This window comes from Bartonella sp. AC62GZZY (genome assembly GCF_042196525.1).
Taxonomy (GTDB): Bacteria; Pseudomonadota; Alphaproteobacteria; order Rhizobiales; family Rhizobiaceae; genus Bartonella.
The window spans coordinates 1-11559 of the sequence record NZ_JBHIQN010000001.1; the positions used below are offsets into that span (position 1 = coordinate 1).

The window sequence follows — 11559 nt, forward strand, 5'->3', positions numbered from 1 at the left end:
TTTGTAGTCTTCATATTTGCTCGTAGGCAATCCTTTTGTAGTTTTATTGAGTATGTTGTAAATGTTTGATGCGGTGACTTTACCCAAGCGTGCTTGGAACCATTCTGCTGTTCTTTGTTCCATCTCACACCGCCGTTCTTTGTTCTTGTGGTCCATATTCGATATCTTGGACGTGAATATATTCGGCATCTTGTATAGGCGCCTCTATTTGCTTTTGTTGTCGGAAAGATTGTTCTTTTTCATGCTGTCTCTTTTGCAAAACATCCAAAATCCTTTGTGCTACTTCATCAGGAAGATCTTCAAGCCTGTCGACTTGTGCATAATCAAGCACTTTTTCTTCTTCTGTTTGAGTGATGTTTATTAATTGTTTGATTTGCATAAGCACATCATAAGAAACTAACTTCGTTTGTACGTTATGGTTTGTTTCATTGATACGTTTTGCTTCATCTTCTTCATAAATACCGGAAAGCCCGAAAGCATAGCGAGCACACTGTATAGTAGCTTTATGGCGCAACATACGTGCTGGATATTTTTTCCAAGGGTCACTGTGGCCTTGTTCGCATTCTTTGAGATATTCGGTGACTTCGATAGGGTCTTTAATGCCTTTGAGACGAATAGCACATTTGATAGCAATGAGATTCCCGTCTTTATCGAGTTGATCTTGAAAGGTCATGCCATCAAAGTCAGGATTTGATTTGATGATCTTTATCCACCCATCAATAGAAACAACGGGTATGATACCGCCGCCTTTTTTAGGGAATGCATAGATTTCTTTTGTTAATGGGTTAAGTCCATAAGTATTGGCAACAAAAAGAAAAACGGCAAATTCTGCATCAGTGATGACATTAGCATTTTTATCTCCAATACAAGTTTTTATGATTGTGGTTCGAAATTCTTCAGCAGAAAATCCATATTTTCCTGCCATTTCTTTTAAAAAAGTAGAATTTGTCATTATTGTTTCCTTGATTTGCGCGCAATTCCCCCGTGGCGTGAATCACGCTTGTGTTTAAAAATGGTTGGTTGTTAGAAAGTGCTTATACGCTCTGTCTTTTCCTAGGGATATGTTCGGCTTTTCTACTATAACTAATATGTGTGTTGCCTGAAATACATGTGTTACCACATACAACAGCTTCACCACCAATATGAGCTTTTTCACAAATTTTGGCATTGCCGTGAATTTCGGCTATTCCGTAAACTTGCGCATTATCGAAAATATGTGCATTGGATTCAACACAAGCGTTTCCAAAAACATTAGCATTTCCATAAATACGTGCATTACATGAGATACGTGCTCGTCCAAATACTTGTGCATTCTCATAAATTTGAGCATTACTGCAAACCTTTGCCTTATCCCTAACCCAACAATCGCCCTCATGAGAGAGGTTACCTTCATGCTCTATAAAACCACCAAGATCACCTTTCTTGACCTTTCCAAAGTCTCTCAGTGCACGAATGCGACGAACTGGTCGACGATAGAGGATGTCTATTTCATCAGTAAGTTCGTATTTCTTTTTCATGGTTACTATTTCTTACGTTCTACGATTAGGGTGGAGCCACTAATTTTACAATTTCCAGCAATGTCTACACGACAGCGAATATATGCTTGATTGTAAATTTTAGCATTTCCGTAAACGTGTACACTTTCCCCTATAACAGAATTCCCATAAATCCGCGCATAGTCAAAAACCTTGGCATTATCTCCAACATCAGCACCACCAACTTCGGCATAATCAAAAACTTGTGCATTTCCAGAAATTTGTGCATTCCCATAAACACGGGCATCATCATAAACTTTGGCATTACCGTAAACTTTTGCATTGCCAAAAATCCAACAGTCTCTCTTATGGCTTAAGTTGCTCTCTTTTTCTATAAAACCGCCGAGGTCACCTTTTTTGACATATCCAAAGTCTCTCAGTGCACGAATACGGTAAAGCGTATGTCCATATTCATTGGTCATTTTATCAGTTAATTCGTATTTTTTCACCATGATTTTTCTCCAGTGGACATGACGTTATCGCCATAAATATGCGCATCACCATAAATCTTGGCATAACCATAAATCTGTGCATTGTCATAAATATGCGCGTCACCATAAACCATGGCATCACCATAAATCTGTGCATTGTCATAAATATGCGCATCATCAAAAACTTGAGCATCACCATAAACTATGGCATCACAACAAACCTTGGCATTCTCAAAAACACGGGCATTGTCGTAAATTTTTGCACGCCCAAAAACTTGAGCATCACCATAAACTATGGCATCACAACAAACCTTGGCATTATCTCTAATTATTGATTTTTCGAATATCTGTGCATTACCAAAAACCTTAGCGTTATTACAAACCGCGGCATCATGCCAAACCCAACAATCGCCCTCATGAGAGAGGTTACCCTCATGCTCAATAAAACCACCAACGTCACCTTTCTTGACTCTTCCAAAGTCTCTCAATGCACGAATGCGGTGGAGAGTTTTGCCCCCAACTTCGATTGTTTCATCAGTCATTTCGTATTTTTTTTCCATGGTTTTACTCCTTTAAGTTAGATTCTGCCTTTGTCGTTCTTGCAAAAGAACGGCATTGCATTGTGTGGTGAATTTTTTGAAAAGGTGGCGTCTTTTAAAAACGCCTTTAGCTTTTAAAGCACATCACAAGGACGCAAACGGTGTTGTTTTTCGTAAGAACCATACATTGCATCATCATATTCGCGCTGTTTTATATCATCTAAAAAAAAACCGTATGCTGTGCTGTGTAGAATAAAATCGTGAGGAATGTTTCCGTTGAAACACTGCTCTTCACATTCTTTAAGATAGAATTCGGCAATATCTTCAGAGATATCTTCGCAACGATTAGTCGTTGGTTCTACGCGCAAAATTTGGACAGCATTATCGGTTTGGTCGATAAAATTGATCATGTCCTTTTCTTCTAAGAAAGGACCAGATTTAGCGAGATTTTGTTCTTCATTTTCGCAGATGACTAAGAGAATTTCATCAGAATTTATAAACACTGGTTTATTCACAAATGCCTCCATACAGCCTATTGGCAAAAGTTATTTTCTAAGATATGGGATATTTGATACCAAAACGGTAATTTAAAGTCAATACCAAAATGGTTATTTTTTATTTTTTATTTTTTATGAGTAGAAAAAATGGATGAAAAATGGTCAATTAATACGCAAATATTAGAACTATGGAATAAATTGACAGAAGATGAAAAAAGAGAGTTTATTCTTTTTTATCTTGATAAAATGAAGAAAGGAGATCAAGAAGTTTAACCTTATTATCGTAGCTTAGATGCTCTAACATATCTTCAATTTGTTCATCTAAGCTATTAGGCTTATTTCCTGAAAACAACAGTTGTTTTGGGGTAATTTTTAAGTGTGGTGCCAAACGTACAGCCCACTCTTTTGTTAATTTTCGTTGTCCATTTTCTAAACGAAAAATTTGTGGCTGACTAGTTCCTACCAATTCGGCTAATTCTTTTGAAGTTAAACCTACTTTTTGTCTGAAAAATTTCAAATTATTCATGATTCTTATCCTAATAAAAAAAAATATCCTTTCAAATGCCAATATGGTAAAATGCGCTTGTTTTAATAATACCGATATGGTATAAAGAGGAATGTCTAAACTAAAACTGTATTTATCAAAGAATAATATTACTTATGCCGAGTTTGCGATTTTGGTAGGTGTTACGCAAGCATCTATAGCACGCTATGTGAATAAGAAGCGATTTCCACATCCTAGGATAATACAAAAAATAGCAGAAGTTACTGATAATTACATAAGTCCTAGCGATTGGTATCAAGAGAATTTTTCTTCAATTTCTAAAAGCCGCGTTGTTGATCAGACGGGCGATAGATTGCAGCATTAAGGAGATCAAAATGAGTTCGAATGAAATTTTATGGATAGCAGTGGTTTCAGTTTTGCTCTTAAGCGGAGTGATGTTTCGTATTGCATTGCATTATCGCGATCAAGTTAAAGCACTTAAAGAGCAGGTTCAAGATATTAAGAAAAAAATGAAAGAGAATGAGTTTAGGTATTTAAAGGAAAGCAAGCAGACAATTGATGAATGTGATGCGGATCTTGAAGAACGTGACAAGGAAATTAAAGAACTGAAGCAAGAGATAGAAGAACTAAAACAAAAGATAGATGCGTACCGAGAAGATTTTAAACGGAAAAGTGAAAAGATACGGACACTAAAAGAAGATGTGCAATCACGTGATACGGAAATTAAACAACTGAAGCAAAAGATAGAAGAACGTGACGACAAGGAAATTGAAGAACGTGACAAGGAAATTAAAGAACTGAAGCAAGAGATAGAAGAACTAAAACAAAAGATAGATGCGTACCGAGAAGATTTTAAACGGAAAAGTGAAAAGATACGGACACTAAAAGAAGATGTGCAATCACGTGATACGGAAATTAAACAACTGAAGCAAAAGATAGAAGAACGTGACGACAAGGAAATTGAAGAACGTGACAAGGAAATTAAACAACTGAAGCAAGAGATTAAACAGCGTGATGAAGCAGTAAAAGCGCCGCCTCATAAGAATAAGAAGAGTAAGAAGAAGGGTAAGTGAGGAGTGGATAAGATGACAGTTAAAAAGAAGTATGAATCTACTGATGAAACAATCGAAGTTAATGGAGTTACGCTTCATCGTATACGTGCTTTAAGAAATTTTAGAGATGTGTACGCAGGGGATCTAGGTGGCTTTATTGAAAATGAAAGCAATTTAAGTCATGAGGGAGACTGTTGGGTTGGGGACGATGCAAAGGTTTATGGTAGTGCTAGGGTTTACGGTCGAGCCAAGGTTTTTGGTAATGCCAACGTTTATGATAACGCTCATGTTTATGGCAATGCCATTGTTTATTTTGATGCTCAAGTTTTTGGTAATGCACATGTATACGGTACAGCAATAATTTGTGAAAATGCCCGTGTGTGTGGTGATGCATGGATTGATACAGGTTTTATTAGTGGTTGTGATTTAGTTAATAGTAGTAAAAAGAAATACGAACTTACAGACGATACAGTTGATCTCGGTCCTTTCAAGTTACACCGAATACGAGCATTGAGAAGCTTTGGAAAAGTAAAGAAAGGTGATTTAGGTGGCTGGGTAGAGAGTGAAGAGAACCTCAGTCACGAAGGTAATTGTTGGATTAGTGGTTTAGGGGCTGTTTTTGGTGGCGGCAGATTACGTGGTGATCACCTAGTTCCAAACTTTAATTACATTTCCAATACGACTTATAAATTGTCTATGTTAACACCACAACAATACATGGCATCTCTACCTTGGCACCGTAGAATATGGGAGCGACTCCGTTATTATTGGGAGTGCGGAATATGGCTTTAGCTATTAGAATTATTCATGAAGAGCTTTCTTTTAAATAGTTTATCAAACCACGTTTCGTTTTGCTGGTCTGTCCACCGGAAAAAACCAAGACAAAACTTGGTTTCAAGCGTTGCTTCTGGATCATTACATGAGGTGTGTTCAACTACAATGATTATAGGTTTTCTGAAGGACGGTTCTTTTGGGTGTATCTTAAACCAAAGAGTTAATTTACTTTTGGCTTTTATGCTAAAAAGATCAAAAAAACCCAAATGCTCTGGCTTTAGTTTTGGGTCTATTAAATCAATGTGCTTTGGAGTTTTTGGGATGACCTTTATTCCATTTCTATCTCTTTCAGAGTCTGTGATAGCTTCGTTAGGATCTGGGCGGCATACTTTATTAAATACAAACGGATATTCTTTGGGTATTTTGATATGATTTATCTTGATTATTTGATTTGTAGGATTGTGGATGATTAACTCTAGGTAAGTTTCAAGGTCTTGAGGATTATTTGGACTCATGTGTCCAAAAATTTCACGTACACTATAACTTTGCAATTTTTGTCCTAAACATCTTTCTTTTTGTGCTTTGTAGTTTGTATACAAAACAAAGCCTCCAACGGCTATACTAATGGTGGAAGAAAATAAATCATATATTGTTGGCATACTTCTCACATCTTTCTCCCCCCGCTTATGGGAAAATAGTAATCTTATAAAATACGTTTTGTATGGAGTGGCGCTGTGATTAACACGATTCTTTGTTTTGATCTAGGTACCAAAACGGGGTGGGCGATACGAGGGGGAAATGGTCATATATTCAGTGGTACGATGAGTTTGCAACCCCGTCGTTTTGAAGGCGGCGGAATGCGTTACTTGCGTTTTAAGCAATGGCTTACAGAAATAAAGCATACAGCAGGTGATATTGACGCGGTGTATTTTGAAGAGGTGAGGCGTCATAAAGGTACAGATGCCGCGCATGTTTACGGCGGTTTGTTAGCAACGTTAACGGCGTGGTGTGAACAGCATCAGATACCGTATGAGGGGATACCAGTAAGTACGATTAAGAAAGCGATGACGGGGAAGGGGAATGCGTCGAAAGAAGAGATGATAGAGGCAATGTGTCTTAAAGGATACAAGCCATGTGATGATAATGAAGCAGATGCTTTAGCAATTTTATATTTAGTTAAAGAAAGGGAGATCTCAAATGATGTCCAACAATAAAGTGGCGTTTGTAAAATTTAATACAGATCAGTTTTTAAAAGAGCTTACAAGTTTAAAAGCGACAGAGAAGGCTGTTTATACAACACTTGTGTTGCTAATGAATAATAGAAAAGCGCCTCTTATCAATTATGCGTCTTGTTTATCGGGTTGGTGTGGGTGTTCAGTGCAAACGTTTAAAAAGGCGTTAGAAACTTTAATAATGATGGGTCTTATTACGCGTTTAGAGAATAGGCGCTTATGGCATAAGTCATTAGCTTTTGATCAAAGTGTTCAAAGAAAATATTCAGAAAGAGTTTCAAAAGCAGCTTTAGCAAGGTGGAGTAAGAAAAGAGAGGAGGCAATACATGTCCAGTAAATTACCATGGACGAGGCTTTTTGCAGACAGATGGCTTCTTACTCTTGGTTGTTTGTCGCCGACCGAGAAATGTATCTATGTCATGTTGCGACTTCTAATGCTCTATACTGGTGAGCCTATTTTAAAGGACTTAAGGGTATTAGCTTTTTGGGTTGGTTATCCAGTAGAAGAGTTTGAAGCAGCTTTGAATTCCTTGATTAAAGATGGATTCATCATACGTTTAGACAATGGTGGGTTGTGGAATTCAGAAGTTGAAAAAGAACTCAAAAACGTCACTGAAGAGCTAGATAATTTCACTTGCAATAATAATGAAGAAAGGGAGGTGAAGTATGTCAACTAAGTTGCCATGGACGAGGCTTTTTGCAGACAAGTGGCTACTTGATCTTGCTTGTTTACCCGCAATTGAAGGCAATGTTTATATGCGATTGCGATTGCAAATGTTGCGTACTAGAGAGCCTCTTGTAAATGATGCGCAAATATTATCTCATTTTACGTGTTGCTCAGTAAAAAGATTTCAGAAGGCATTAGATTACTTATTTAGATCTGGACACATTATTCTTTCAGAAGATGGTCATTTGTGGTGTTCAGATGTTGAAGAAGAATTAAAAGAAGCAGCTTTTATTGAAGAGCAGGAGGGTAATTATGGCAAATAAATTACCTTGGGTACGTAATTTTTATCAAGAGTGGATTATGGACTTTGCTGGCACTGATGCAGCAGAAAAAGCCACTTATAGTACACTCACTGCTTTTATGTATAGAACTTGTGAACCTCTTTATGATGATGTCTCTGTTTTAGCACGTGCTGTTGGCTGTTCAGTACAAACTTTTAAAAAATCATTAGAAAAACTCATTCGAAAAAAATTAATTATCCGCTTGGAAAATGGAAATTTATGGAGTGCACAAGTTGAAGAAGAGTTACTAAATTGCAATGAGAATTTAGAAAAATCTTCAGAAAAGGCATCAAAAGCAGCAAAAGCTAGATGGGATAAAAACAAAGATAAAAGTAATGATGATGCACGTGCAATGCATGAGCAATGCACAAGCAATGCATACGCAATGCACGAGCAATGCTTGGAAATGCACAATAACATTAACATTAACAATAACAAAAAAAATAAAAATATTATTTTATCAAAAAGAGAAATTGATTTTGAAAATTTAGAAACAAACGATTTTGTTGAAAAGGCAATCGAGTGTGATGATGTTCAATCAGAACAAATCAAAACGATAGAAACCAAACAACCAATCATTCACGAGCAAAATACCAACACTTCAAACAATGCTAACAACCGATGGCAAATTGACGAAGCGATGATTGAGAAATTGCCTTCACGAAAAGTTAAAAAGGTTGGAAAACAACTTTCAGAAATCGTTGATAAGATAATGCCTGCTTATTTTCCAGAGAAAGCAAACTTTTTTGAAGGAACAAAGAAAATAAGGGAAAAACAAGAAGTTGAAAGAATACTAGAAGATTTCAAACCCGATTTTCAATACGCAACTGAACAAGGATTAACGCATGATGAAGCCTTATCAGAATTTGAAAAATTTGTACGCTTTTCAAAAAACAATCCATGTCGAAATGCAAATGAACGCGATTGGCAAAGCGCTTGGGATAATTGGATTACGCATCCAGAATATGGATTGGTAATTAAGAAACACAAAAAATCAGAAGTGAAAAAACTATATGAAAGCGCATGTTATAAACCACCGTCAAACAATTTCGCAAATAACCTTTCAGAAAGCTTCAATCAACTTGCAACAGCGATCTACGCTTAAAGACACTTATGGATCCGAAAAAAACAGCAAAGTAGTGAAGTTTGCTGATGATTTTGAGAATAGATATGCGTTTAAATTGACAGAAAGGCACCGTACAGAGCGATTTAAATATTTTGTGATAAAAACCACATTGAAATTAAAAACGCTTCTGTACGGTCCATTTTGAGGCAAATAAACCCATTGGTAAAGTTATGGATTTAGATAGGGGATATTAAACCAGATGTTTTTAAAAAAACGTAAACAGAAGGGGGGGAAAAAGTTTGTTGCAACAGCGGTTGGATATGCACCATGGGGATTAGGGGTAGCAGAGTATTTTTACAATCTTTACGAATATGATGATGGTACAAGAGAATATGAAGAATTTGACGGTGGTCAGTATCATGAGATACCTGAGAAAGTTGATTACAGTACCAAGGCTCAAGTGAAAGCGTGGATTTATGGGGGTGGTATTCCGAAAAGCGTTCTCAATTACGAACCTCTCATAGATGAGATCAATAAAGAGATCAAAAAATTATCAAAAACCGCAGGAAATAAATATGTTTACAGATAAGCAGCTAAGAGCCTTGTTTGGTATTATAATTTTTATATTTTTATGCTTTTTAGAAATTAAAAAAAATCCCTATTTTATCCAAGGTATTTTGATATTTGCATCTTTTGGTTTGATAATAATAACAAATATTTTTGTAATTTTATGCAATTCTCATATTCCTTTTGAGTTGCAGAACAGTCCAAAATATAAAGATGATGATACAACAGGTTGGAAGATATTAACACGTGATTTACAACATTATATGCACCGACTCTTAAAGCTAATAAGTTTAGCACTTGTCGTTTTAATTTTTCCAAATAGTTATACTGTATTTTGGTATTTAGATATCGTTTTTTGGTACTTTTTTTTAGTTTATTCATTCTTTCTCATGTTGCATACACGCAGTTTAATAAACATGTCCATTTACGCGATACAATCATCTCTTAAAAAGAAAGAGAGCTAAAAAAAGCACTTGGTATTCAATTAGGTAGATATCAAAATGAAAAAAAGTGAAAAAAATAAAAAATACGTATTGACTTTAAAGAAAAGGTCGTTTAATAAGGTTGGCAAGTGCTTCAAAACACTAAACGTTAAGCGGGTAAACCACGAAAAGGTTTCTCCCATTTCTTAAAATACTGACTTTCTTTTATGCTATCGTTGGCATATAACGATTTTGTCGGGTGTGGTCACACCATACAATACTCTTTATGAGAAAAGTGTGACGACGGACTTAACGCCGTGTTTTGAACGCCCGGCGCCCTTTTAGGGTGTCAATTCAAAACTTAATTACGTTAAGAAAGAAATTAGCATGAACGCTACAGTTAAAAAGAGAAAACCATCCAAAAAATATGAATTAACCAATGAAATAGATCATATGACTGGTCTCACATTATACCGTATACGCGCCTTAAAAGATTTTGGAGATGTCAAAGCAGGGGATCTAGGTGGTTTTATAGAAAATGAAAGCAACCTATCGCATTATGGTACGTGCTGGGTATATGATAAAGCCCGCGTTTTTCAAAATGCCCGTGTTTCTGGGAATGCAAAAGTAAGAAGCTTTTTTGTAGACGTTTGTGGGAATGCAAAAATTTATGGGAATGCTATTTTTGAAGCTATTTTTATGGGAGGCAATGCGCGTCTTTATGGGAATGCTCGTATTAAAGGTGCTGTTGTAATTGAAGGCAATGCAAAGATTTATGATAATGCCTATGTAACTGATCATGCTCATATTTCTGATGATGCCGTCATTTGTGATGATGCTCATGTTGGAGGCAATGCAAAAATAAGCGGCGCTGCTCATATTTGTGATGACGCGCGTGTTTTCGATGATGCCGTTGTATGTGGTGCTCTTATCTCAGGAGATTCTTATGTTCATAGCGCCGCTTCTTTAACGGCAGATGATCATATTTGGAATGAAGCATATCCCGAATTTGGTAGTGAAGATGATTATTATCGTCATGAGTATTATGATGATTTTGAAGACTATTATGATGCTGATCTTGAATCGGAAAATGATGACGATTTAGAATGTGAAAAAGAAGCTGCTTAATTAAACAATAGGGCGGTGCGGGGGCGCCTCCTTATAACCATTTCATTTAAAAATTTGTTTGAATATTAGATTAGGGAGCTACCTATGACCACTAAAACTGTATCTAAAAAATATGAATTTACTAATGAAACCTTCATTTTAGATGGTCTTACTTTACACCGCATTCGTGCTTTAAAAGATTTTGATGATGTTAAGGCAGGGGATCTCGGCGGTTTTATTGAAAATGAAAGCAACTTGTCACATGATGGCAATTGCTGGGTTTACGATAATGCTCTTGTTTTTTGCAATGCCGTCGTTTCTGAAAATGCAAAAATACGTCATGATGCTTATGTTTTTAATGAAGCAAGGGTATCAGGAAATGCAGTGATTAGTGACAAAGCGCGGGTTCTTGAGAAGGCTGCTTATGTTCATGGCAATGCAAAAATATGCGATGATGCAATAATTTGTGGGGAGATTTATGGGAATGCCCTTGTTTGTAATAAAGCCATGGTATCGACAGAAGCAAAAATTTATGACAATGCAAAAGTTTTGAATAATGCTTGTGTTGGTGGTTTGATTTATGGGAATGCAAAAATAACTGGGGCGGCTTGTATTTGTCCAGGTGCAGAAATTTATGACAATGCATGCATTCAAGGAAAAACGAAAGTTTATTTCTTTGTAAAAATTTATGGCAATGCCGTTATTAAAGGCAATAAAAAAATTTATAAAGATACTGATGGTAGTGAACAAAGCACAAATAAAGCAGCGTAAATAACATAACGGGGCGGGGGGCTGCTTTATAGCAAAAAAGCCGCGTCCTTTAA

Annotated in this window: 19 protein-coding genes and 1 pseudogene; 12 read left to right on the forward strand and 8 right to left on the reverse strand. The window is 36.4% G+C overall.

What is annotated here, in order from left to right; translation table 11 throughout:
* The 7 genes and pseudogenes from ACFIML_RS00005 to ACFIML_RS00035 all read right to left on the reverse strand — a co-directional run.
* Positions 1-123 (reverse strand): annotated as a pseudogene (locus ACFIML_RS00005) (exonuclease); the annotation flags it as partial.
* 1 nt (position 124) lies between these two features.
* Positions 125-952: a recombinase RecT gene (locus ACFIML_RS00010; protein ID WP_375687052.1), complete on the reverse strand. Its 828-nt coding sequence runs from the start codon at positions 950-952 to the stop codon at positions 125-127.
* An 82-nt stretch (positions 953-1034) separates the two neighbouring features.
* Positions 1035-1517, reverse strand: coding sequence for a hypothetical protein (locus ACFIML_RS00015; protein ID WP_375607541.1), 483 nt, complete (start codon positions 1515-1517; stop codon positions 1035-1037).
* Between the two features lie 5 nt (positions 1518-1522).
* The gene (locus ACFIML_RS00020) at positions 1523-1987 is read right to left on the reverse strand and encodes a hypothetical protein (protein ID WP_375687054.1); all 465 of its coding nucleotides are present in this window, start codon (positions 1985-1987) and stop codon (positions 1523-1525) included.
* Positions 1981-2526, reverse strand: coding sequence for a hypothetical protein (locus ACFIML_RS00025; RefSeq protein ID WP_375609816.1), 546 nt, complete (start codon positions 2524-2526; stop codon positions 1981-1983). The genes ACFIML_RS00020 and ACFIML_RS00025 overlap by 7 nt, the downstream gene beginning before the upstream one ends.
* A 113-nt stretch (positions 2527-2639) precedes the next feature.
* Positions 2640-3020 carry a hypothetical protein gene (locus ACFIML_RS00030; RefSeq protein WP_375687056.1) on the reverse strand — a complete coding sequence of 127 codons (381 nt, stop codon included), beginning with the start codon at positions 3018-3020 and terminating at the stop codon, positions 2640-2642.
* Between the two features lie 205 nt (positions 3021-3225).
* Complete coding sequence (locus tag ACFIML_RS00035) at positions 3226-3528, reverse strand: helix-turn-helix domain-containing protein (protein WP_100128398.1); 303 nt, start codon at positions 3526-3528, stop codon at positions 3226-3228.
* A gap of 91 nt (positions 3529-3619) precedes the next feature.
* Here ACFIML_RS00035 and ACFIML_RS00040 point away from each other — a divergent pair, with 91 nt between their 5' ends.
* The 3 genes from ACFIML_RS00040 to ACFIML_RS00050 are packed head-to-tail and all read left to right on the forward strand — an operon-like array spanning position 3620 to position 5351.
* Positions 3620-3871, forward strand: a complete 252-nt coding sequence (locus ACFIML_RS00040) for a helix-turn-helix domain-containing protein (RefSeq protein ID WP_375615302.1) — start codon at positions 3620-3622, stop codon at positions 3869-3871.
* A gap of 10 nt (positions 3872-3881) precedes the next feature.
* A complete protein-coding gene (locus tag ACFIML_RS00045) occupies positions 3882-4580 on the forward strand; it encodes a hypothetical protein (protein WP_375687058.1) in 699 nt (232 codons plus the stop codon).
* A gap of 12 nt (positions 4581-4592) precedes the next feature.
* Positions 4593-5351 (forward strand): hypothetical protein, encoded by a 759-nt coding sequence (locus ACFIML_RS00050; RefSeq protein WP_375687060.1) that lies wholly within the window; start codon positions 4593-4595, stop codon positions 5349-5351.
* Here ACFIML_RS00050 and ACFIML_RS00055 read toward each other — a convergent pair.
* On the reverse strand, positions 5348-5992 hold the full coding sequence (locus tag ACFIML_RS00055) for a hypothetical protein (RefSeq protein ID WP_375664598.1): 645 nt from the start codon (positions 5990-5992) through the stop codon (positions 5348-5350). The two genes, ACFIML_RS00050 and ACFIML_RS00055, sit on opposite strands and share 4 nt — an antisense overlap.
* Before the next feature lie 75 nt (positions 5993-6067).
* Between ACFIML_RS00055 and ACFIML_RS00060 the strand changes: the two genes are divergently transcribed.
* The 9 genes from ACFIML_RS00060 (at position 6068) to ACFIML_RS00100 (ending at position 11506) form a co-directional block, all read left to right on the forward strand.
* Positions 6068-6547, forward strand: a complete 480-nt coding sequence (locus ACFIML_RS00060; protein WP_375687062.1) for a crossover junction endodeoxyribonuclease RuvC — start codon at positions 6068-6070, stop codon at positions 6545-6547.
* Positions 6531-6902 (forward strand): DUF1376 domain-containing protein, encoded by a 372-nt coding sequence (locus tag ACFIML_RS00065; protein WP_375607617.1) that lies wholly within the window; start codon positions 6531-6533, stop codon positions 6900-6902. The genes ACFIML_RS00060 and ACFIML_RS00065 overlap by 17 nt, the downstream gene beginning before the upstream one ends.
* Complete coding sequence (locus ACFIML_RS00070) at positions 6892-7242, forward strand: DUF1376 domain-containing protein (protein ID WP_375687064.1); 351 nt, start codon at positions 6892-6894, stop codon at positions 7240-7242. The genes ACFIML_RS00065 and ACFIML_RS00070 overlap by 11 nt, the downstream gene beginning before the upstream one ends.
* On the forward strand, positions 7232-7555 hold the full coding sequence (locus ACFIML_RS00075; protein WP_375687066.1) for a hypothetical protein: 324 nt from the start codon (positions 7232-7234) through the stop codon (positions 7553-7555). The genes ACFIML_RS00070 and ACFIML_RS00075 overlap by 11 nt, the downstream gene beginning before the upstream one ends.
* Positions 7545-8678, forward strand: a complete 1134-nt coding sequence (locus ACFIML_RS00080) for a DUF1376 domain-containing protein (protein ID WP_375615308.1) — start codon at positions 7545-7547, stop codon at positions 8676-8678. Before ACFIML_RS00075 ends, ACFIML_RS00080 begins: the two co-directional genes overlap by 11 nt.
* Before the next feature lie 220 nt (positions 8679-8898).
* Positions 8899-9228, forward strand: a complete 330-nt coding sequence (locus ACFIML_RS00085; protein ID WP_375687068.1) for a hypothetical protein — start codon at positions 8899-8901, stop codon at positions 9226-9228.
* Entirely contained in the window at positions 9215-9670 is a 456-nt protein-coding gene (locus ACFIML_RS00090; protein ID WP_375615314.1) for a hypothetical protein, read from the forward strand. Before ACFIML_RS00085 ends, ACFIML_RS00090 begins: the two co-directional genes overlap by 14 nt.
* Before the next feature lie 345 nt (positions 9671-10015).
* The gene (locus ACFIML_RS00095; protein WP_375687070.1) at positions 10016-10756 is read left to right on the forward strand and encodes a hypothetical protein; all 741 of its coding nucleotides are present in this window, start codon (positions 10016-10018) and stop codon (positions 10754-10756) included.
* An 84-nt stretch (positions 10757-10840) separates the two neighbouring features.
* On the forward strand, positions 10841-11506 hold the full coding sequence (locus ACFIML_RS00100; RefSeq protein WP_375687072.1) for a hypothetical protein: 666 nt from the start codon (positions 10841-10843) through the stop codon (positions 11504-11506).
* Positions 11507-11559: the final 53 nt, after the last annotated feature.

Coding starts and splice junctions, on each gene's coding strand:
- ACFIML_RS00010 (WP_375687052.1), bottom strand. CDS start 952: ATGACAAATTCTACTTTTTTAAAAGAAATGGCAGGAAAATATGGATTT.
- ACFIML_RS00015 (WP_375607541.1), bottom strand. CDS start 1,517: ATGAAAAAGAAATACGAACTTACTGATGAAATAGACATCCTCTATCGT.
- ACFIML_RS00020 (WP_375687054.1), bottom strand. CDS start 1,987: ATGGTGAAAAAATACGAATTAACTGATAAAATGACCAATGAATATGGA.
- ACFIML_RS00025 (WP_375609816.1), bottom strand. CDS start 2,526: ATGGAAAAAAAATACGAAATGACTGATGAAACAATCGAAGTTGGGGGC.
- ACFIML_RS00035 (WP_100128398.1), bottom strand. CDS start 3,528: ATGAATAATTTGAAATTTTTCAGACAAAAAGTAGGTTTAACTTCAAAA.
- ACFIML_RS00040 (WP_375615302.1), top strand. CDS start 3,620: ATGTCTAAACTAAAACTGTATTTATCAAAGAATAATATTACTTATGCC.
- ACFIML_RS00045 (WP_375687058.1), top strand. CDS start 3,882: ATGAGTTCGAATGAAATTTTATGGATAGCAGTGGTTTCAGTTTTGCTC.
- ACFIML_RS00050 (WP_375687060.1), top strand. CDS start 4,593: ATGACAGTTAAAAAGAAGTATGAATCTACTGATGAAACAATCGAAGTT.
- ACFIML_RS00055 (WP_375664598.1), bottom strand. CDS start 5,992: ATGCCAACAATATATGATTTATTTTCTTCCACCATTAGTATAGCCGTT.
- ACFIML_RS00065 (WP_375607617.1), top strand. CDS start 6,531: ATGATGTCCAACAATAAAGTGGCGTTTGTAAAATTTAATACAGATCAG.
- ACFIML_RS00070 (WP_375687064.1), top strand. CDS start 6,892: ATGTCCAGTAAATTACCATGGACGAGGCTTTTTGCAGACAGATGGCTT.
- ACFIML_RS00075 (WP_375687066.1), top strand. CDS start 7,232: ATGTCAACTAAGTTGCCATGGACGAGGCTTTTTGCAGACAAGTGGCTA.
- ACFIML_RS00080 (WP_375615308.1), top strand. CDS start 7,545: ATGGCAAATAAATTACCTTGGGTACGTAATTTTTATCAAGAGTGGATT.
- ACFIML_RS00085 (WP_375687068.1), top strand. CDS start 8,899: ATGTTTTTAAAAAAACGTAAACAGAAGGGGGGGAAAAAGTTTGTTGCA.
- ACFIML_RS00090 (WP_375615314.1), top strand. CDS start 9,215: ATGTTTACAGATAAGCAGCTAAGAGCCTTGTTTGGTATTATAATTTTT.
- ACFIML_RS00095 (WP_375687070.1), top strand. CDS start 10,016: ATGAACGCTACAGTTAAAAAGAGAAAACCATCCAAAAAATATGAATTA.
- ACFIML_RS00100 (WP_375687072.1), top strand. CDS start 10,841: ATGACCACTAAAACTGTATCTAAAAAATATGAATTTACTAATGAAACC.